The organism is Streptomyces sp. NPDC002537 (genome assembly GCF_053594975.1).
In genome coordinates this window covers 12,776-30,880 of sequence record NZ_JBSFWT010000059.1, presented here as the reverse complement: position 1 = coordinate 30,880, position 18,105 = coordinate 12,776, and the positions used below count along the sequence as shown (strand labels likewise).

Genomic DNA, 18,105 nt, shown 5'->3' with positions numbered 1-18,105 from the left:
GGGCATCCCGGCCCGCCCTCCGGCGTGGACGGGCCTTTCCCCGGCGGGAGATGAGCCCCGTGTCCCCGGTTGATGATGAATCCGTAACAGAGGCACCCTCCGTCGGTCCCGGCGCCTCTTCGCTGGTGACAGACACCGCCGACAGGGAGGGCAGAAGCCATGGCGCTGCAGCTGCAGAAGAAGCACACGATCCGGATCGCGGCCGCGGCGGCGGTGCTCTCGATAGCCGCGGGCACCATCGCGGTGGCCGCCGAGCACGGCGGGGGCGGCGGGAGCAGCAGCCCGGTGACGGACCGTCCGGTGCCGGGCAAGGCCGTGAGCGACGAGATCGTCCGGGTCTCGGAGGACCCCGGCAAGACCGTCAACCTCACCTTCGACGACGGCCCGGACGCCACCTGGACGCCCAAGGTGCTCGCCCTGCTGGAGCAGTACGGTGCCAAGGCGACCTTCTGCATGATCGGCCCGAACGCGCAGAAGCACCCGGACCTGGTGAAGAAGGTCGTCGCGGCGGGGCACCGGCTGTGCGACCACTCGGTGTCGCACGACACGACGATGGACAAGAAGCCGGTGGCGTACCAGGAGAAGGAGATCCTGGACGCGAAGAAGATGATCGAGGACGTGTCGGGCGGCGAGCCCGTGCGCTACTACCGGGCGCCGGGCGGGGCGTTCACCCCCGACAGCCGGCGGATCGCCGCCGAGAACGGGATGCGGCCGCTCGGCTGGAACGTGGACACCAAGGACTTCGAGCACCCGGGCGTGGACAAGATCCTGGACACGGCGAAGCGGGAGCTGAGCAAGGGCCCGACGATCCTCATGCACGACGGCGGCGGTTCGCGCGCGCAGACCGTGGAGGCGCTCGCGCGGCTGCTGCCGTGGCTCAAGCAGCAGGGCTACACCTTCAGCTTCCCCAAGATCTGACCGGCCACCGCCCCTAGGGGGCCGGCGACGCCGGGCTGGGCAGACTGCCCGCCGGGAAGGCGTTGTTGTTGTCGCAGACGAGGTCCGAGCTGACGTAGCCGCCGCCGCTGAGCTCCACCTTCACGTCGTGGATCTGCCGCCCCGGGGGCACTTCGGCGGTCGCGGCCGTGCACACGAGCTGGCTGCGGGCCACGGGGGACAGCTTCAGCACGTTGTTCGGGAGCTGGATGCCCACCCGCATCGTGCCGGTGGTGACGTGGACCTCGCCGTTCAGCTTCGGCAGGTCGGAGTAGAAACCGCGTTCCTTCTCCGGCTGGTTGGTCCCCTTCAGCAGCAGGGCGATGGCGTCCTCCGCGCCGACCTTCTCCCCGGCCTCGCGGGGTGAGGACACGATGCCGGTCGGCGTCATGAAGTAGAGCTGGACGTAATGGACGTTGGCCTGCTGCCGCCTGGCCCCGGTGGCGGGCTCCCCCACGTCGATGACGCCGGTGGTGGTGACACCGCAGCCCGCGAGCGTGGCGGCCAGCAGGGCGGCGCCGACGGCACGGTGCTTCCTCATGCCTGCTCACCCCCGCCGCGCCGCAGGGGCAGGTCGACGGTGAACACCGCGCCTCCTCCGGGTGCGTTGGCCGCCCGTACCTCCCCGTCGTGCAGGCGGACGTTCTCCAGGGTGATGGCGAGGCCGAGGCCGCTGCCCTCGGAGCGGGCGCGGGCGGAGTCGGCCTTGAAGAACCGGTCGAAGACGTGCGGCAGCACCTCGGGGTCGATGCCGGCGCCCCGGTCGGCGATCTCGATCAGCAGCCGCTCGCCGGTGTCCCGCTCCTCGGCCCGTACGGCGACGCGCACCGGTTCCCCGCCGTGCTTCAGCGCGTTGCCGACGAGGTTGGCGACCACGACATCGATGCGGCGCGGGTCCAGCCGGGCCCGGATGCCCTCGGGCAGGTCCGCGGCCACCTTGTCCTGCCAGCCGCGCGCCTGGAGGGTCTTGCGCACGGTCTCGGAGACGTCGACCTCGTCGAGGTGGAGGGCGGCGGCGCCCGCGTCGAAGCGGGAGATCTCCATCAGGTCCTCGACCATGCGGGCGAGCTTCCCGGTCTCCTCGCTGATCAGCCGGACCGCGTAGGCGGTGTCGGGGTCGAGCGTGGCGGCGTCCTCGTCGAGGACGTCGACGACCGCGGTCATGGCGGCCAGCGGGGTGCGCAGCTCGTGCGAGACGTCGGCGGCGAAGCGCCGGGAGTTGGCCTCCATGCGGCGCAGCTCGGCGACGTTCTCCTCCAGGGCCTCCGCCATGTCGTTGAAGGTGCGGGAGAGGTCGGCCAGCTCGTCGCGGCCGGTCACCCGCAGCCGGGTGTCGAGCTCGCCCGCGGCGATCTTCCGGGAGGCGCGGCGCAGTTCGCGCACCGGCCGCAGCACACCGCGCGCGGCGATCAGCGCGGGCACGGCGGCCACCGCGATCGCGGGCAGGGCGCCGTTCTGCGCGGCCTGGACCAGGGCGCGCACATTGGCCTCGTCCTCGCGGAGCGCCATCTGCGCGTACACCTCCAGGCCCGATGCCCTGCCGGTGTCCCGGTAGGTGACGGGCAGGCCGATGGAGAGCCAGGGCGAGCCGTCCATGTCCATGCGCTGGAAGGCCGGGATGCCGTCGCGGACCTTCTTCTGGAGCCCCCGCGGAATGCTCCGGTCGCTGTTGTCCCCGGCGGGCAGCAGGGGGCCGTCCTGGTAGCGCACGTGGATGATCCAGCGCTGAGCGGCGCCGGCTGCGGTGAGCCGGTGGCTGAGCTCCTGCTGGGCCTGCGGGGTCAGCGGGAAGGTGTAGTCGGGCACCTGCGAGTTCACCTGCGAGCGCAGGGAGTCGATGGCCGTGTCCTGGGTGTGCTTGAGGATCGCGGTGCGCGCGGAGCGGAAGGTCAGCGCGGCCGTGGTGAGCGCGCTGAGCGCCGCGACCAGCAGGAACGCGACGACCAGCCGGGCCCGGAGGCCGCCCGCGACGGCGCGCAGCGTCGGACGGCGGAGCTCGGGCCTGCGCAGGACCGGGCGCTTCGGCCTCACAGGGGTCCGAACCGGTAGCCGAAACCGCGCACGGTCTGGATGTACTTCGGGGACCGCGTGGACTCCTCGACCTTGGTGCGCAGCCGCATCACGCAGGCGTCCACGAGCCGGGCGTCACCGTGGTAGCTGTGCTCCCACACGTGCTCCAGGAGCTGCTGGCGGCTGAAGACCCGGCCGGGTGTCGCGGAGAGGTAGAGCAGCAGCTTCATCTCGGAGGGGGCGAGCGGCAGGTCCTGGCCGTGCTTGGCGACGAGCAGGCCCGCGCGGTCGATGCTGAGGTCGCCGTGCGTCTCGACGGGCTGCGCGGCGGCGGGGTCGGGGCCGCCGTCGCCCGGTGCGGCGCGGCGCAGCACGGCGCGGATGCGGGCCTCGAGGACCTCGCCCCGGGCGGGCTTGACGATGTAGTCGTCGGCGCCCGCCTCCAGCCCGAGGACGACGTCGATGTCGTCGCCGCGCGCGGTGAGCATGATGATCGGGATCTGCCGGGTGGCACGGATCTTGCGGCAGACCTCGAAGCCGCTCATGTCGGGCAGCATCAGGTCGAGGAGCACCAGGTCGGGGCGGAAGCTCTCCATGGCGGCGAGACCGGCCCCTCCGGTCGCCGCGCCCTCGACCTCGTGGCCGCGGCGGCGCAGGGTGAGGGTGACGCCCTCCCTGACGGCCCGGTCGTCCTCGATCAGCAGCACGCGTGACATGCGGCCAGTATCCGTCCCATCAGCACATTCTTGCGACGTTCGGCCCTCCGGCCGGTGGAACTGTCACCGAGTGCTCATATTCCCGGGGTGCCGGTGGGCGGTGGGGCGCCGCCGAGTACGGGCCACAGCCCGGGGTCCTCGAAGTCCAGCGCCCACAGGGCGACGCCCTCGACCCCGTGGCGGTGGAGCACGGACAGGTGGGCGGCGGTGCCGCGCGCGTCCTGGTACCAGACCTCGCGCCGGGTGCCGTCCTCCTCGGTGTAGGAGAAGTGCGGGGTCGCGGAACCGGGGTCGAGTGCGTAGGGCGCGCCGACGCGGCGGCGCAGCGCCTCCGCCTCGCGGGCGGTGCGGTGGGTGGCGCGGGCGGGGTCGCCGGTCCGGTGGTCCCAGCCGTAGGCCGGGACGCCCATCTCGATCCGGTCGGCCGGGACCCGGGCGGTGGCGTAGCGGAGGATCTCGTCGTACCAGTCGGGGCTGGAGAGGGGGCCGGGCTCGTCGAGGGCGTTGTGCAGGTTGTAGCCCATGATCCGCAGCCGGTCGAGGGAGCGTCCGAGGCGGGCGTAGTCGTAGACGGGGCCCTCGTCGTGGGCGGGGGTGGCGGAGCGGGGGAAGACGGCGGCCGTGCACTGTTTGCGCAGGGCGTGCAGCCTGGCGCAGACCTCGCCGACCAGGGTGGTGAAACCGGTGCGCACGCGCCGGACGAGGTCGGGGGTGGTGGCGGTCTCGTTCATCCGCTCGTAGTCGAGGTCGAGGCCGTCGTACGGGAGGCCGGTGGCGAGCCGCAGCAAGGTGTCGACGTGGGTGGCGCGGGCCTTCGGGTCGTCGGTCAGCCCGGCCATCGCGGTGGCGTCGAGGGTCTCGGTGACGGTGGGCACGACCGCGATCCCGGCCTCGTGCAGCCCGTCGATCACGGCCCGGTCACCGGCGCCGGGATGGGCCTCGACCCGGTCGGCGGCGGTGGCCTCGTACCAGAAGGGGCTGACGGTGTGCAGCTGGTCCGCGTGCGCGAGCGCGTCGCGGTAGGCGCCGGGTTCCCAGTAGGGCATCCAGGCCGAGACGCTCCGTGTCTGCGGCGGAGCCGCGGGGGCGGCGCTCAATGCGGCCAGGGCGGCCAGGACCCCTGCGCGGGTGCGGATCATAGGGCCAGCGTTGTACGCGGTGGGCGACGGCGCGAGTGCGGTTGCCCCGCACGTGGGTTTGTTTCCCTGTCCCGCCGGGCCGCACCCGAGCACGGGCCCGGGGCGGGGCGGGGGGAAGCCCCTACACCCCGAGGTGCCCCCGCAGCAGTTTCCGGAAGGCTCCGTCGAAGGCCTCGTAGTGTTCGCGGAGCCGCTCCCCCGGCCAGTCGCGTGGCAGCAGCGCACCCGGCAGGACCGGGTCCGCGAGCAGGTGGCGGAGGACCGCCGCCGAGACGGTGAACTGTTCGGCGAGGCTTCCGGGGCGGAGCGCCGCTTCCAGCGCGTTCGCCCGCGCCGACCACCCGTCCAGGTCCCAGAGCGTCGCGGCGAGTTCCGCGGGGGCGGCCTCGGGGCGGCCGGCGAGGACGGCGCACTGCTCGGTGATCACCGGTGGCCGGTCGCGGACGAGGTTGGCGGGGCGGAGCCAGCAGCCCTCGCGGAGCTCGGCGAGGCGCAGGGCGGTCATCGCCTGGCGGAGGGCGGCGCGGTCGGCGGGGGCGCGGCGCCCGTCGGCGACGACGGCGATCTCCCAGTCGCCGTGCCAGGCGCGGGTGCGGGGCGCGCGGCTGTCGTCCTGCCGGGCCTGGCGGGCGAGGAGGCGGTCGGTGAGCCGGTAGGTGCCGTCGCGCTGTTCCAGGTCGCCGGCGGCGACCATCCGGGTGAGGGCGGTGCGGACCGTGCCCTCGGCGGTGCCGAAGAGCGCGCCGGCCCGGACGAGGGCGCGGGCGGGCAGGGCGGGCGGATGGTGGCCCAGCAGGGTGGAGAGCACGACCGAGCGCGCGGTCAGCGGCCGGAGGGGCATGGCGGTGCCGGTGTCGTCCATGGTTGTCGAAACCCTGTTCATTACAGTCCTGGATCACACATCATAAAACTGTAACGCCAAGTAGAACTGTAACGCCGATGAGTGCCCCGTCCGTCCGGAGGTCCCGATGAGCGCCACCCATGAAGTGTTCAACCAGGCCCCGCCGCTGACCGGCTTCACCACGGCCGACGACCCGGCGCTGCTGGAGGCGCTGCGGCGCGACGGCGGCGGCTGGGGCGAGGCGGAGGTGTGCGCGCTGGGGGCGCGGGCCGGGTCGGAGGAGGTGCAGGAGCGGGCGCGGCTGGCGGAGGCGCACCCACCGGTGCTGCGCACCCACGACCGGTACGGGCACCGGGTGGACGAGGTCGAGTTCCATCCGGCCTGGCACCAGCTGATGGCGGAGTCCGTGGCCTCCGGGCAGCACGCGGCGCCCTGGGCCGAGCCGCGCGCGGGCGCCCATCTGGTGCGCGCCGCGAAGTTCTACGTCTGGGCGCAGGCGGAGGCGGGGCACGGCTGTCCGGTCTCCATGACGTACGCGGCCGTGCCCGCGCTGCGCGCCCAGCCGGATCTGGCGGCCGCGTACGAGCCGCTGCTCGCGTCGCGCACGTACGACTTCGGTCTCCGGCCGCCGCTCGGCAAGCGGGGGCTGATCGCGGGTATGTCGATGACGGAGAAGCAGGGCGGGTCGGACGTCAGGGCGAACACGACGGCGGCGGTGCCCGCGGGTGACGGTTCGTATGTGCTCACCGGGCACAAGTGGTTCACGTCGGCGCCGATGAGCGATGTGTTCCTGGTGCTCGCGCAGGCGCCGGAGGGGCTCACCTGTTTCCTCATGCCGAGGGTGCTGCCCGACGGCACGCGCAACGCGATGCGGCTCCAGCGGCTGAAGGACAAGCTCGGCAACCGGTCCAACGCGTCGGCGGAGATCGAGTACGAGGGGGCCGTGGCCTGGCCGGTGGGCGAGCCGGGCCGCGGGGTGCGCACGATCGTCGAGATGGTCAACATGACCCGGCTCGACTGCGTCATCGGGGCGGCGGCCGGGATGCGCGCGGGGCTGCGGCAGGCGCTGCACCACACGGCGCACCGGCGGGCGTTCGGGGCGGAGTTGATCGACCAGCCGCTGATGCGCAACGTGCTGGCGGACCTGGCCGTGGAGTCGGAGGCGGCGACGGTGCTGGCGATGCGGCTGGCGGCGGCGCTCGACCGGTCGGAGGCGGGGGACGCCGGGGAGGCCGCGCTGCGCAGGCTGGCGCTCGCGGCGGGCAAGTACTGGGTGTGCAAGCGCGGCAGCGCGCACGCCGCGGAGGCCCTGGAGTGCCTGGGCGGCAACGGCTACGTCGAGGAGTCCGGCATGCCCCGGCTCTACCGGGAGGCGCCGCTGCTGTCCATCTGGGAGGGCTCGGGCAATGTGGGCGCGCTGGACGTGCTGCGCGCGCTGACCCGGGAACCGGGCGTCCTCGACGCCTACTTCGCGGAGGTCGGCGCGGCGGCGGGCGCCGACGCCCGGCTGGACGCCGCCGCGGCCCGGCTGCGCGAGCTCCTCGGCTCGTTCTCCGACCCGCACCGCGCGCAGTTGATGGCGCGCCGTGTCGCGGAACAGCTCACGCTGGTGCTCCAGGGCAGCCTGCTCGTGCGGTACGGCACCCCGGCGGTCGCCGACGCGTTCTGCGCCTCCCGGCTGGGCGGCGACTGGGGGTACGCCTTCGGCACGCTGCCCGCGGGCGCGGATCTGGGGCCGGTCCTCGACCGCGCACGGGCGAAGGAGGCGCTGTGACGGTCCGCACGGAGCGCTCCGGCCCGGTGACCACGGTGATCCTGTCGCGCCCGGCGGCGCGCAACGCCGTGGACGGCCCGACGGCCGCCCTGCTGGCCGACGCGTTCCGGGCGTTCGAGGCCGACGACGGGGCGCGGGTGGCGGTGCTGTGGGGCGAGGGCGGTACGTTCTGCGCGGGCGCCGATCTGAAGGCGATCGGCACGGAGCGGGGCAACCGGATCGCGGCCGACGGCGACGGCCCCATGGGGCCCACGCGGCTGCGGCTGTCGAAACCGGTCGTCGCGGCGGTGAGCGGGCACGCGGTGGCGGGCGGGCTGGAGCTGGCGCTCTGGTGCGACCTGCGGGTGGCGGAGGAGGACGCGGTGTTCGGCGTCTTCTGCCGCCGCTGGGGCGTGCCGCTGATCGACGGCGGCACGGTCCGGCTGCCCCGGCTGATCGGGGCGGGCCGCGCGCTGGACCTGGTCCTCACGGGCCGCCCGGTGCCCGCTCCGGAGGCGTACGCCATGGGGCTCGCCAACCGGCTGGTGCCGCCCGGCGGGGCCCGCGCGGCGGCGGAGGAACTGGCCGCGGAGATCGCCCGCTTCCCGCAGGCGTGCCTGCGGGGCGACCGGGCCTCCCTGCTCGACCAGGAGGGGCTCCCGGAGGAGCGGGCGATGGCCGTCGAACTCGCCCACGGGCAGGCATCCTTGGCCGGGGCCGCCGAGGGGGCGGCCCGCTTCGCGGCGGGAGCCGGGCGGCACGGGGACTTCTCCCGGCTGTGAGCTGACCGACGGGCGGCCGCTCCCCCCTGCTGCTCCAGGAATCCCGCCCTGCACAGCGGCGTTACCCGAACATCCCGTTCACGGCACACACAACTCTTCACCCCATCGGGGGGATTGGGGCGCCTGGTTTGCCGAAAGGTGCACGCGGCCACCAAGCTCTCCGTCGTGAGCGGCGCGAACGGGTGGGTACGGGCAGGGCGCACGGGCCTCGCGGCCTGTGCGGTCGCGCTGGCGACAGCGGCGGCCGCGCCGACGGCGGACGCCGATCCGGACCCCAGCCGTCCGCCCATGGTCCGGGTGACGGAGGGCGGGCCGGGTGACGGAGGGCCTTCGGCCGTCATCGACGACGGCCGCCACCGGCAGGTGCGGGTCTCGGGGTCGGGCACGGGTCCCTCGGTGGTCATCAGGGGGCCGGGCTGTGTGACGGTCACCGCGCACGACGGGATCTCCTCGGCGGTCGTCGGCCCCCGGTGTCCGGTGCCACCGAGCGCTGTACCGCCGTGGTCACCCGCGCCGGGGCCACCCGCCGCGCACGCGCCCCGACCCCCGCGCCACGTTCCTCCCCCGCCTCCCGCACCGGTGCCGAGGCCCGCACCGCCGAAGAAGGCCGCGCCCGCGCCGCCCCCCGAGCTGCCCGCGCCCCCGAGCCCGCCTCCCGCACCGGCCCCCGTGGCCTCCCCCACCCCGCACGTCGCGGTCCGCACCTACCACCAGACGGCGGTCAAACCACCGCGCGGCGGCTCCTCCCTGGTCACGCTCACCCTGGTGCTCACCGCCCCGGCCGTGCTCGCCGCCGCGCTGCTGCGGCCGCGCGGCGGTGGCGGCAGCCGGAACTGACCGCGCGGCACCCGCACCGTTGTCCCCCCTGAGCTCTCCCGGAGGTTCCCCTTGTCCGAGTGGCTGGTCCTGACCATCGCGATGGCCGTCGCGTGCGTGGTCGTGCTGTCGATCACCGTGCTCCGGGACCGCCGGGTCGGCGCGGACGACGACCCGTCCGAGACCCCCGATGTGATCGAGTACATGACGATGATGATCGGGGTGGTGTACGCCATCGTCCTCGGTCTCGCGATCGCCGGGGTCTGGGAGGCGCGCAACACCGCGCAGGACGCGGTCCGCGCGGAGGCGCAGGCGCTGCACGAGGTCGACGAGCGGGTCCAGGCGTACGCCCCGGCCGTGCGGGACCGCACCCGCGAGGACGTCGATGCCTATGTGAGCTATGTGGTGCACAAGGAGTGGCCGGTCATGCTCAGGCGGGGCGAGATCACGGACCGGAGCGGGCAGTTGCTCGACAAGGTGCGGGAGGACGTCACTTCCTACGTGCCGCGCAACGACCACGAGGCGCAGTCCTACCAGCCGCTGCTGGACCAGGTGGGGGCCGCGGACGCCGGGCGCAGCGCGCGGGCGCAGAACGCGGACGACACCATGCCGGGCGTGGTGTGGTTCGGGCTGATCGCGGGGGCGCTGGTGGCGGTGGGGCTGGTCTTCACGCTGCAGATCCGGCGTTCCCCCCGCGAGCTGTTGCTGGCGGGGCTCTACAGCGCGCTGATCGCCTTCCTCCTCTTCCTCATCTGGGACTTCAACACGCCTTTCGGCCATGACGTCGCGGACGCCTCGGAGCCGTTCAGGCGGCTGTTCGCCATCTGACCGGCAGGCGCTTGAGCCCGTTCTGGAGGTTGGACGCGAGCCGCACCGGCTCGCCCGCCCGCTCCAGGCCGGGCAGCCGGTCGACGGCGGCCCGCAGCATGGCCCGCAGTTGTACGCGCGCGAGGTGGGCGCCCAGGCAGAAGTGGGGGCCGGAGCCGAAGCTGACGTGGTCGTTGGGGGTGCGGGTGATGTCGAAGCGGTCGGGGTCGGGGAAGACGCGCTCGTCGCGGTTGGCGGAGGCGTGGTAGACGACGACCTTGTCGCCGCGCCGGATGCGCACCCCGCCGAGTTCGGTGTCCCGGGTGGCGGTGCGGCGGAAGTCCATGACGGGCGGCCAGTAGCGGAGCGTCTCCTCCACCGCCGATGCCGTCAGGTCCGGCCGGGTGCGGAAGAGTTCGTACTGGTCGGGGTGGTCGAGGAGGGTCAGCAGCGCGCCGGGTATGCCGTTGCGCAGCGTCTCGTTCCCCGCCACCGCGAAGAGGAAGAACATCGTCTCGAACTCGTCGCGGGTCAGGCCCGCCTCGCACATGCGGGCCATCACGCTGCCGGGGCGCACCTCGTCGGCCAGTGCGTGGGCGTAGGCGAACATGTCGGCGAGGGCCTCGCGCGAGCGCGGGCTGATCATGGTGCCGTCGGGCCGGGCGAGCGTGGCCGGGCGGTGGGCGAGGGCCGCGCGGCCCATCGGGCTCAGCGTCGCGGGGTCGGCGGTGCTGGACCGCGCGTGGTCGGCGTCCTGGTAGCCGATGACGCGGTTCGACCAGTCGTACAGCAGCCGCCGGTCCTCGTCCGGCACCCCCATGAGGTGGGCGAGGGCCCAGACGGGCAGGTCCGCCGAGAGCGCCACGAAGTCCGTCTCCCCCCGGCCCTCGACGGTGTCGACGAGGGCGTGGGCGCGGGCCTCGATGACGGACTCCAGCTCCCGCACCGCCCGCGGGGTGAACGCGGAGGCGACGATGCGGCGCAGCCGTACGTGGCCGGGCGGGTCCTGGTTGAGCATCATGGCCCGGACGAAGGCGAGGTGCTCCGGGGTGTCCGGGTCGGCGATCTGGGTGGCGCCCAGGTACGAGGAGTAGGTCCCGGGGGTGCGCAGCACGTGTTTGACGTCGGCGTGCCGGAAGACGGCCCAGTAGCCGGGGCCCGGCGGCCAGGGTCCGACGGCCGGTTCCCCGATCCGGCATACGGGACTGTTCGCCCGTAACTCCCGGAAGCGGGCGTACGGCACTCCGCGGGCGTAGGTCGCCGGGAGGAAGACGTCGGAGGTCACCTCGGGTGCGGTCACGTCCGGGACCGTACGCCCTCCTCTGGCGGGCTCGTCAAGGGCTCGCCACAATGACGGAGGAACCCTGCGCCCATGGCGTTACGCGGAGCGGCGACCGGCCGCGCGCGGACGGAGGGCTCGGGCAACGGACGGAGGTACGGACGGATGACCGACACCGAGTTCCGTGACGGGGCGGGTCCCGCCCCGATCGTCGGCGAGGCCGAGGCCGACGCCCTGGTGAGGGGGATCTGTTTCAAGACCGGGCCACCGCGCCTCCTCGGCGTCGAGCTGGAATGGCTCGTCCACGATCTCCGCGATCCCGCCCGTCCCGTCCCCCCGTCCCTGCTGGCAGCCGCCGTCGACCGGCTGCGCGCCCTGCCGCTGAGGTCCCTGATCACGGTCGAACCCGGCGGCCAGGTGGAGTTCAGCTCCCGGCCCGCGGACTCCCTCGCCTCCTGTGTGGCGGAGGTCTCCGCCGATCTGGCCCTCGCCCGGCCCGCGCTGCGCGGCCTCGGGCTCGCCCTCGCCGGCTACGGCCAGGACCCGTGGCAGCCGCCCCGCCGCGTCCTGGAGACTCCCCGCTACGACGCGATGGAGGCCCACTACGACCTGTTCAACGGGGCCGGGCGCACCGTGATGTGCCGTACGGCGTCGGTCCAGGTGTGCGTGGACGCGGGGTTCGAGGAGCCCGGCCCGCTGGGGTTCGGGCGGCGCTGGCGGCTCGCGCACCTGCTGGGCGCGGTGCTGGTCGCCGCGTTCGCCAACTCCCCGCTGCGCCTGGGCCGTCCGACCGGCTGGCGGTCCGGCCGGCAGGCCACGTACACGCTGATGGACCCGGGGCGCACCCTGGCCCCGGCGGAGGGCCCGGACCCGCGCGGGGCCTGGGCGCGGTACGCGCTGGACGCGCCGGTGATGTGCGTCCGGTCGGAAGACGGCGGGTCCTGGCGGCCTCCGGCCGGTCTCGACCTGCGCGGCTGGGTCCGTTCGGGCCGTCCCCGGCGGGCCACGGCCGACGACGTCGTCTACCACCTGACGACGCTGTTCCCGCCGGTGCGGCCCCGTGGCCATCTGGAGCTGCGCATGATCGACGCCCAGCCCGGGGAGGACGGCTGGCTGGTGCCGCTCGCCGTCACCGCCGCCCTGTTCGACGACCCGGTGGCCGCCGAGACCTCCTACCGGGCGGTGAAGGCCCTCGCGGACACCGCGGGCCAGGAGCCCGCGCCGCGCAACGCCCTGTGGCGGAACGCGGCGCGCCACGGTCTGGCCGACCCCGAGCTGCACGCCGCCGCGGTCACCTGCTTCGCCGCGGCCCGCGAGGCGCTGCCCCGGCTCGGGGCGCCGCCCCGGGTCCTCGCCGCCGTCGACGAGTTCACCGCACGCTACGTCGACCGCGGGCGCTGTCCCGCCGACGACGTCCTCGACCGCGTCCTCGGCAAGGAGGGCCCCTCATGACCGTTGTCGAGCCGGATCCCGAACGGTTCCGGCGGCACGCCGTGGCCGCCCTCACCACCGCCCGCGACCGCACCCGGGCCCTCACCGGCTGCGTCGACGAGCACGAACTCACCGCCCAGCACTCCCCGTTGATGTCCCCCCTGGTCTGGGACCTCGCGCACATCGGCAACCAGGAGGAGCAGTGGCTGCTGCGCGCCGTGGGCGGGCGCGCGGCGCTGCGCCCGGAGATCGACCCGGTGTACGACGCGTTCCGGCACGCGCGGGCCGACCGTCCGGCGCTGCCGCTGCTGCCCCCGGCGGAGGCGCGCCGCTATGTCGCGGACGTCCGCGGCCGGGTCCTAGACCTGCTGGGGACGACGCCCCTGCACGGCACCCCGCTGGTGACGGCGGGCTTCGCCTTCGGCATGATCGCCCAGCACGAGCAGCAGCACGACGAGACCATGCTGATCACCCATCAGCTGCGCCGGGGCCCGGCCGCGCTCGGCGCGCCCGAGCCGCCGCCCGCGCCGCCGGACGCGGGCCTGCTGCCGCCGGAAGTCCTCTTCGAGGGCGGCCCGTTCACCATGGGCACCTCCACCGAGCCCTGGGCTCTCGACAACGAGCGGCCCGCCCACACCCGTTCCGTGCCGTCCTATTTCATCGACACCCTGCCGGTGAGCAACGGCGCGTACCTGCGGTTCGTCGAGGACGGCGGCTACGCGGACCCGCGCTGGTGGCGGCCGGAGGGCTGGGACGAGGTGCGGGCCCACGGCCTGGAGGCGCCGCTGTTCTGGCGGCGCGAGGGCACGGGCTGGGTGCGGCGGCGGTTCGGGGTGACGGAGCCCGTTCCGCCGGACGAGCCGGTGCTGCACGTCAGTTGGTACGAGGCGGCGGCCTACGCGGCCTGGGCGGGCAGACGGCTGCCCACGGAGGCGGAGTGGGAGAAGGCCGCCCGGCACGACCCCGGCTCGGGCCGCTCCCGCCGCTACCCCTGGGGCGACGAGGACCCCACGCCGGAGCGCGCCAACCTGGGGCAGCGCCACCTGCGGCCCGCCCCCGTCGGCGGCTACGCGGCGGGCGCGTCGCCGCTGGGCGTACGGCAGCTGATCGGTGACGTGTGGGAGTGGACGGCGAGCGACTTCCTGCCGTACCCGGGCTTCCGGGCGTTCCCCTACCGCGAGTACTCGGAGGTGTTCTTCGGCGCCGCGCACAAGGTGCTGCGCGGCGGTTCCTTCGCCGTCGACCCGGTCGCCTGCCGGGGCACGTTCCGGAACTGGGACCGGCCCGTCCGGCGGCAGATCTTCGCCGGCTTCCGTACGGCACGTGACGCGGAACTCGCCTGATGTGCCGTCATCTGGCGTATCTGGGGCCGCTGTCCGCCATGGGCGCGACCGTGACCGAGCCACCGCACTCGCTCGTCCGCCAGTCGTGGGCGCCGCGCCGCCAGCGGCACGGCACGGTCAACGCCGACGGCTTCGGCATCGGCTGGTACGCGCCCGGCGACCCGGTGCCCGCGCGCTACCGGCGCGCCGGGCCCGTCTGGGGCGACCCGACCTTCGCCGACCTCGCCCGGGTCGTCCGCACGGAAGCCCTGCTGGCCTCCGTGCGGGACGCCACCGAGGCGGGCGCGGACGGGGAGGCCGCCACGGCGCCGTTCGCGGCCGGGCCCTGGCTGTTCAGCCACAACGGTTCGCTCACCGGCTGGCCGGACTCCGTCGCCCCGCTCGCCGCCGGGCTGCCCCCGGCCGCGCTGCTGCGGCTGGCGGCGCGGTGCGACGCGGCGTTCGTCTGGGCGCTGGTCGAGCACCGGCTGCGCGGCGGCGGCTCTTTGGGCCCCGCCCTCGCGGACACGGTGGCGGCCGTGGCCGCGGCCGCGCCCGGCTCCCGGCTGAACCTGCTGCTCACCGACGGCACCACCGTCGCCGCGACCGCGTGGGGCGACTCGCTCTGGTACCTGTACGGCCCGGCCGGGCGGACCGTCGTCGCCTCCGAGCCGTACGACGACGACCCCGGCTGGACCGAGGTCCCCGACCGCACCCTGCTCACCGCCACCCGCACCGAACTCGCGCTCTCCCCCCTCTCCCCGGCCGTCCCGGCCGTCCCGCGCAAGGAGCCCGTTCCGTGAGTCCGTTCGCCCTGACCCGCGTCCTGCCCCCCGACGCGACCGCCGCCGCCCTGCGCGCGGACGTCGCCGCCGGGCTGACCCGTACCCCCAAGACGCTCCCCCCGAAGTGGTTCTACGACGCCCGCGGCAGCGAGCTGTTCGACGAGATCACCCTGCTGCCCGAGTACTACCCGACGCGCGCCGAGCGGGAGATCCTCCTGACACGGGCCGCCGGGGTCGCCGAGGTCGTCCGCCCCCGCACGCTCGTCGAGCTGGGCTCCGGCTCCTCCGACAAGACCCGCCACCTCCTGGACGCACTCCCGTCCGTCGACCACTACGTGCCCGTCGACGTCAGCGAGAGCGCCCTCGCGGGCGCCGCGGAGACGCTGCTCGCCGAGCGTCCCGGACTGACCGTGCACGCCCTCGTCGCCGACTTCCAGTACGGTCTCGAACTGCCGGACACCCCGGGCCCCCGGCTCCTCGTCTTCCTGGGCGGCACGATCGGCAACCTCCGGCCGGAGGAGCGGGCGGTCTTCCTCGCGGCCGTGCGCGCGCGGCTCGCGCCCGGTGACGCGTTCCTGCTCGGCACCGACCTGGTCAAGGACGAACGGACGCTGGTCGCCGCCTACGACGACGCCGCGGGGGTGACGGCCGCCTTCGACAAGAACGTCCTGACCGTCGTCAACCGGGAGCTGGGCGCCGACTTCGACCTCGCGGACTTCGACCACGTCGCCCTCTGGGACGCCCGCCGGGAGTGGATCGAGATGCGGCTGCGGGCCCGGTCCCCGGTCGTGGTGAAGATCCCCGCGCTCGACCTCGCCGTCCACTTCGAGGCGGGCGAGGAGCTGCGCACGGAGATCTCCGCCAAGTTCCGGCACGACGGGGTGCGCGCGGAACTCGCGGCCGCCGGGCTGGACATGTGCCGCTGGTGGACGGACCGGGAGAGCCGCTTCGCGCTCTCGCTGTCCGTGCCGGTTAGCCTCGGTGCGTGAACGAGGAGCAGAGCGAGAAGATCCCCGCCGGTTTCGAACGCGGCACGGACGGGCCCAAAGTGATCGTCGTCGGTGTCGACGGCTCCGACACCTCGTGGCGCGCCGCCGCCTACGCGGCCGGTCTGGCCCGCCGCCAGAACGCGCTGCTCGCGGTGGTCTACGTGCAGCCGCTGCTCGCGGGCAGCGCCGTCCTCGGCACCCCGGTGGCGGAGATGACGGAGGAGGTGGCGCAGGAGCTGCTCGCCGAGATCCGGGCGACGGCGGAGCGGCTGCGCGGCGTCTACGAGATGCGCTGGGAGTTCCACACGTTCCGCGACGACCCGTACACCGGGCTGGTCAGGGCGGCGGACGAGCTCAAGGCGGACGCGGTGGTCGTCGGCACGTCCGAGCAGGCGGGCCACCGCATCATCGGCTCGGTGGCGGTCCGCCTGGTGAAGGCGGGCCGCTGGCCGGTGACGGTGGTCCCGTAAGCGGCCCCGTAAGTGGTCCCGTGAGCGGCCCCGTGCCGGTCAGTCGCCCTCGTCCAGCCGGAAGCCGACCTTCAGGCCGACCTGGTAGTGGCCGATGCCGCCCTCCGCCAGGTGCCCCCTGATCTGGGTGACCTCGAACCAGTCGAGGTTGCGGAGCGTCTGCGAGGCGCGCGCGAGGCCGTTGCGCACGGCGGCGTCCACGCCGTCCGGCGAGGAGCCGACGATCTCGGTGACGCGGTACGTGTGGTGGGTCATGGCCCCACCGTGACCCACGGTGCGCCCGCCCGCGAGACGAGCGCCGCCGTTGGCGGCACGCGCGCTGCGCCCCGGGGCGCACACGCGTCGTTCGATCGCCCGTATACAGAACTGCACGATCCTGCAGTCGTTGGGAACTCGACGCTCCCGCACGCGGCCCGCCGGGCAAGCACTGGACGGGCCCTTGGACGGGCGTGGAACGAGCGAGGGGCCGGGTACGGACGTGGGCGGCGAGGAATACACCAGCTGGCGCAATCACTTTCTGCTGCTGCTCGACCGGATCCCGACGCCGATCGCGGTCTGCCGGGCGGACGGCGAGGTCACGGTCGCCAACCCGGCGATGGCCGCGGAGTGGGGCACGGCCCCGGGCAGACTGCGCGGCCGCAATCTCCAGGAGCTGTTCCGGCCCAGGGCCGTCGGCCGGCTCGACCGGCACATCGAGGCACTGCGGCTGGGCCGCCGCCCCCGTCACCCGATCGAGGTGCGCTGGCTGGCCGGCGCGGACGGCGTGGAGCGCGAGGGCGAGCTGCTGGTGGACCCGGTGGGCGACGCCTTTCCCGCGAACCCGATGCTGCTGGCGATCCTGCGCGTGCGGGCCGAACCGCTGTCCCGCCCGGTGGAGCCGATGGCCGAGGTCAGCGTGGTGGAGGGGAACATCCTCGCGCTGGCCGCCGCCGGGGCCACGACGGCCGCCATCGGCAAGGCCGTCGGCCTGACCGTGGACGGCGTCAACTACCACCTGACCCGGCTCACCCGGCGCTGGCGCGTGCCCAACCGCACGGCCCTGGTGGCCAAGGCGTACGTCCTCGGCGTGCTCTCCACGCGGGAGTGGCCGCCGGCCCCGGCGCCTCAGCGGGCGCGGGGCGGGTGCCGCAGCACGCAGTCGCCGCACATCCCGCCGGGCAGGACCCGGTAGTACAGACAGCAGGTGGTCCGGGCGAAGGCCGGGCCGCCCGGTGCGGGAGCGGTCAGGATGCCGGTGCCGCGCAGCGGCGGGGCGTCGAGCAGCGCGCGTGACAGGGTGAGCGCGCGGGCCGCGTCCCCGGGACGGCCGTGTTCCCGGCACCAGGTGTGCAGCACCCGCAGTGACCCGGCGAGCGACGACCCGGCGTTGCCCCAGAGCAGTCTGCCGGAGACCGGGACGACGGCCCGGGTCGTACGGTGCAGGGCGGCCAGCGGGCCGTGCAGGACGTGCTCGCGGAGCTGTGCCGCGAGATCGTCGGCGGGCGGCAGGGCGGCCGGGGCGGGGAACCACAGGTCGTCGGGGGCCGTGCGGCCGGGGTGCCAGACGAGGCGGCCGTCGGCGAGGTCGGGGACCCGGCCGGTCAGCACGGCGGAGCCCAGGGCGATCGACAGCAGCCGCCCCGCGATGCCCTGGAAGGCGACGGACGCGGCCACCCGCCGGTCCGCCGTCCCGAGGCGCTCCGCCACGGTCGCCACCCTGAGCCGTACGGCCTCCTCGGTCCGGTCCGCGAGCGACAGATAGCCGGTGGCATCACCGGGGCCGCCGCCATCAGTACGGAGGGCGAAGAAGGGTCCCACGGAGGCGAGTTCACGAAGGTTCATGGGCGGAGCGGGTCCGTTCGGCGAGTACGGGGCGGTCAGGGCGGTGCGGGGGCCGGAGGGTCTCCGGCGCCGATGGCGCGCACGCGCCCCGCCCCGGAACCGACAGCCTCGCACGGCGGCGCCGCCCCGGAGCGGCAGGGGCCGGACCGCTCGGCCACGGCGGCCGGCCGGCCGTGCCGCCCGCGCCGTGGATCGCCACACCAGGCGC

General features: G+C 74.7%; 19 protein-coding genes. 11 read left to right on the top strand and 8 right to left on the bottom strand.

From position 1 onward, the window contains the following. Positions 1-159: 159 nt before the first annotated feature. The gene (locus tag ACWD4A_RS24295; RefSeq protein ID WP_451197158.1) at positions 160-918 is read left to right on the top strand and encodes a polysaccharide deacetylase family protein; all 759 of its coding nucleotides are present in this window, start codon (positions 160-162) and stop codon (positions 916-918) included. Between the two features lie 13 nt (positions 919-931). Here ACWD4A_RS24295 and ACWD4A_RS24290 read toward each other — a convergent pair whose 3' ends face one another. The 5 genes from ACWD4A_RS24290 to ACWD4A_RS24270 all read right to left on the bottom strand — a co-directional run bounded on the left by ACWD4A_RS24290 (position 932) and on the right by ACWD4A_RS24270 (position 5,663). Beyond that, positions 932-1,477 (bottom strand): hypothetical protein, encoded by a 546-nt coding sequence (locus ACWD4A_RS24290; protein WP_451197157.1) that lies wholly within the window; start codon positions 1,475-1,477, stop codon positions 932-934. After that, positions 1,474-2,967 (bottom strand): ATP-binding protein, encoded by a 1,494-nt coding sequence (locus ACWD4A_RS24285; RefSeq protein WP_451197156.1) that lies wholly within the window; start codon positions 2,965-2,967, stop codon positions 1,474-1,476. The genes ACWD4A_RS24290 and ACWD4A_RS24285 overlap by 4 nt, the downstream gene beginning before the upstream one ends. Next, positions 2,964-3,662 (bottom strand): response regulator, encoded by a 699-nt coding sequence (locus ACWD4A_RS24280; protein WP_451197155.1) that lies wholly within the window; start codon positions 3,660-3,662, stop codon positions 2,964-2,966. The genes ACWD4A_RS24285 and ACWD4A_RS24280 overlap by 4 nt, the downstream gene beginning before the upstream one ends. 74 nt (positions 3,663-3,736) lie before the next feature. After that, a complete protein-coding gene (locus ACWD4A_RS24275; protein WP_451197154.1) occupies positions 3,737-4,801 on the bottom strand; it encodes a glycosyl hydrolase family 18 protein in 1,065 nt (354 codons plus the stop codon). Positions 4,802-4,922: 121 nt separating this feature from the next. Continuing rightward, positions 4,923-5,663 carry a PaaX family transcriptional regulator C-terminal domain-containing protein gene (locus ACWD4A_RS24270; protein ID WP_451197153.1) on the bottom strand — a complete coding sequence of 247 codons (741 nt, stop codon included), beginning with the start codon at positions 5,661-5,663 and terminating at the stop codon, positions 4,923-4,925. Positions 5,664-5,769: 106 nt separating this feature from the next. On the opposite strand from ACWD4A_RS24270, the gene ACWD4A_RS24265 reads away from it, so the two are divergent. The 4 genes from ACWD4A_RS24265 (at position 5,770) to ACWD4A_RS24250 (ending at position 9,821) form a co-directional block, all read left to right on the top strand. After that, positions 5,770-7,416, top strand: coding sequence for an isovaleryl-CoA dehydrogenase (locus ACWD4A_RS24265; protein WP_451197152.1), 1,647 nt, complete (start codon positions 5,770-5,772; stop codon positions 7,414-7,416). Beyond that, complete coding sequence (locus tag ACWD4A_RS24260) at positions 7,413-8,177, top strand: crotonase/enoyl-CoA hydratase family protein (protein WP_451197150.1); 765 nt, start codon at positions 7,413-7,415, stop codon at positions 8,175-8,177. Before ACWD4A_RS24265 ends, ACWD4A_RS24260 begins: the two co-directional genes overlap by 4 nt. A gap of 165 nt (positions 8,178-8,342) precedes the next feature. Then, entirely contained in the window at positions 8,343-9,014 is a 672-nt protein-coding gene (locus ACWD4A_RS24255) for a hypothetical protein (RefSeq protein WP_451197149.1), read from the top strand. Positions 9,015-9,065: 51 nt separating this feature from the next. Further along, the gene (locus ACWD4A_RS24250) at positions 9,066-9,821 is read left to right on the top strand and encodes a bestrophin-like domain (RefSeq protein ID WP_451197148.1); all 756 of its coding nucleotides are present in this window, start codon (positions 9,066-9,068) and stop codon (positions 9,819-9,821) included. Here ACWD4A_RS24250 and ACWD4A_RS24245 read toward each other — a convergent pair. After that, positions 9,799-11,100, bottom strand: coding sequence for a cytochrome P450 (locus ACWD4A_RS24245; protein WP_451197146.1), 1,302 nt, complete (start codon positions 11,098-11,100; stop codon positions 9,799-9,801). The two genes, ACWD4A_RS24250 and ACWD4A_RS24245, sit on opposite strands and share 23 nt — an antisense overlap. Positions 11,101-11,244: 144 nt before the next feature. Between ACWD4A_RS24245 and egtA the strand changes: the two genes are divergently transcribed. Genes egtA through ACWD4A_RS24220 form a run of 5 tightly spaced genes read left to right on the top strand, consistent with a single transcriptional unit; the run spans position 11,245 to position 16,076 of the window. Beyond that, positions 11,245-12,531 (top strand): ergothioneine biosynthesis glutamate--cysteine ligase EgtA, encoded by a 1,287-nt coding sequence (egtA, locus tag ACWD4A_RS24240; protein WP_451197145.1) that lies wholly within the window; start codon positions 11,245-11,247, stop codon positions 12,529-12,531. Next, positions 12,528-13,853: an ergothioneine biosynthesis protein EgtB gene (egtB, locus tag ACWD4A_RS24235; protein ID WP_451197144.1), complete on the top strand. Its 1,326-nt coding sequence runs from the start codon at positions 12,528-12,530 to the stop codon at positions 13,851-13,853. The genes egtA and egtB overlap by 4 nt, the downstream gene beginning before the upstream one ends. Further along, entirely contained in the window at positions 13,853-14,635 is a 783-nt protein-coding gene (gene egtC / locus ACWD4A_RS24230; RefSeq protein ID WP_451197142.1) for an ergothioneine biosynthesis protein EgtC, read from the top strand. Before egtB ends, egtC begins: the two co-directional genes overlap by 1 nt. Further along, positions 14,632-15,606, top strand: a complete 975-nt coding sequence (gene egtD / locus ACWD4A_RS24225; RefSeq protein ID WP_451197140.1) for an L-histidine N(alpha)-methyltransferase — start codon at positions 14,632-14,634, stop codon at positions 15,604-15,606. Before egtC ends, egtD begins: the two co-directional genes overlap by 4 nt. After that, positions 15,603-16,076, top strand: a complete 474-nt coding sequence (locus tag ACWD4A_RS24220; RefSeq protein ID WP_451197138.1) for a universal stress protein — start codon at positions 15,603-15,605, stop codon at positions 16,074-16,076. The genes egtD and ACWD4A_RS24220 overlap by 4 nt, the downstream gene beginning before the upstream one ends. 39 nt (positions 16,077-16,115) lie before the next feature. Here ACWD4A_RS24220 and ACWD4A_RS24215 read toward each other — a convergent pair whose 3' ends face one another. Beyond that, on the bottom strand, positions 16,116-16,331 hold the full coding sequence (locus tag ACWD4A_RS24215) for a dodecin (protein WP_451197136.1): 216 nt from the start codon (positions 16,329-16,331) through the stop codon (positions 16,116-16,118). A 184-nt stretch (positions 16,332-16,515) separates the two neighbouring features. Here ACWD4A_RS24215 and ACWD4A_RS24210 point away from each other — a divergent pair, with 184 nt between their 5' ends. Beyond that, a complete protein-coding gene (locus ACWD4A_RS24210; RefSeq protein ID WP_451197135.1) occupies positions 16,516-17,247 on the top strand; it encodes a PAS domain-containing protein in 732 nt (243 codons plus the stop codon). Here the strand turns inward: ACWD4A_RS24210 and ACWD4A_RS24205 are convergent. After that, entirely contained in the window at positions 17,181-17,897 is a 717-nt protein-coding gene (locus ACWD4A_RS24205; RefSeq protein ID WP_451197134.1) for a (2Fe-2S)-binding protein, read from the bottom strand. The genes ACWD4A_RS24210 and ACWD4A_RS24205 overlap by 67 nt on opposite strands. Positions 17,898-18,105 lie beyond the last annotated feature (208 nt).

Excerpts from the sequence above, each read along its gene's own strand:
- ACWD4A_RS24205 (WP_451197134.1), bottom strand. The coding sequence starts at position 17,897 with ATGAACCTTCGTGAACTCGCCTCCGTGGGACCCTTCTTCGCCCTCCGT.
- ACWD4A_RS24270 (WP_451197153.1), bottom strand. The coding sequence starts at position 5,663 with ATGGACGACACCGGCACCGCCATGCCCCTCCGGCCGCTGACCGCGCGC.
- ACWD4A_RS24265 (WP_451197152.1), top strand. The coding sequence starts at position 5,770 with ATGAGCGCCACCCATGAAGTGTTCAACCAGGCCCCGCCGCTGACCGGC.
- ACWD4A_RS24275 (WP_451197154.1), bottom strand. The coding sequence starts at position 4,801 with ATGATCCGCACCCGCGCAGGGGTCCTGGCCGCCCTGGCCGCATTGAGC.
- ACWD4A_RS24295 (WP_451197158.1), top strand. The coding sequence starts at position 160 with ATGGCGCTGCAGCTGCAGAAGAAGCACACGATCCGGATCGCGGCCGCG.
- egtC (WP_451197142.1), top strand. The coding sequence starts at position 13,853 with ATGTGCCGTCATCTGGCGTATCTGGGGCCGCTGTCCGCCATGGGCGCG.
- ACWD4A_RS24280 (WP_451197155.1), bottom strand. The coding sequence starts at position 3,662 with ATGTCACGCGTGCTGCTGATCGAGGACGACCGGGCCGTCAGGGAGGGC.
- egtA (WP_451197145.1), top strand. The coding sequence starts at position 11,245 with ATGACCGACACCGAGTTCCGTGACGGGGCGGGTCCCGCCCCGATCGTC.
- egtB (WP_451197144.1), top strand. The coding sequence starts at position 12,528 with ATGACCGTTGTCGAGCCGGATCCCGAACGGTTCCGGCGGCACGCCGTG.
- ACWD4A_RS24290 (WP_451197157.1), bottom strand. The coding sequence starts at position 1,477 with ATGAGGAAGCACCGTGCCGTCGGCGCCGCCCTGCTGGCCGCCACGCTC.
- ACWD4A_RS24215 (WP_451197136.1), bottom strand. The coding sequence starts at position 16,331 with ATGACCCACCACACGTACCGCGTCACCGAGATCGTCGGCTCCTCGCCG.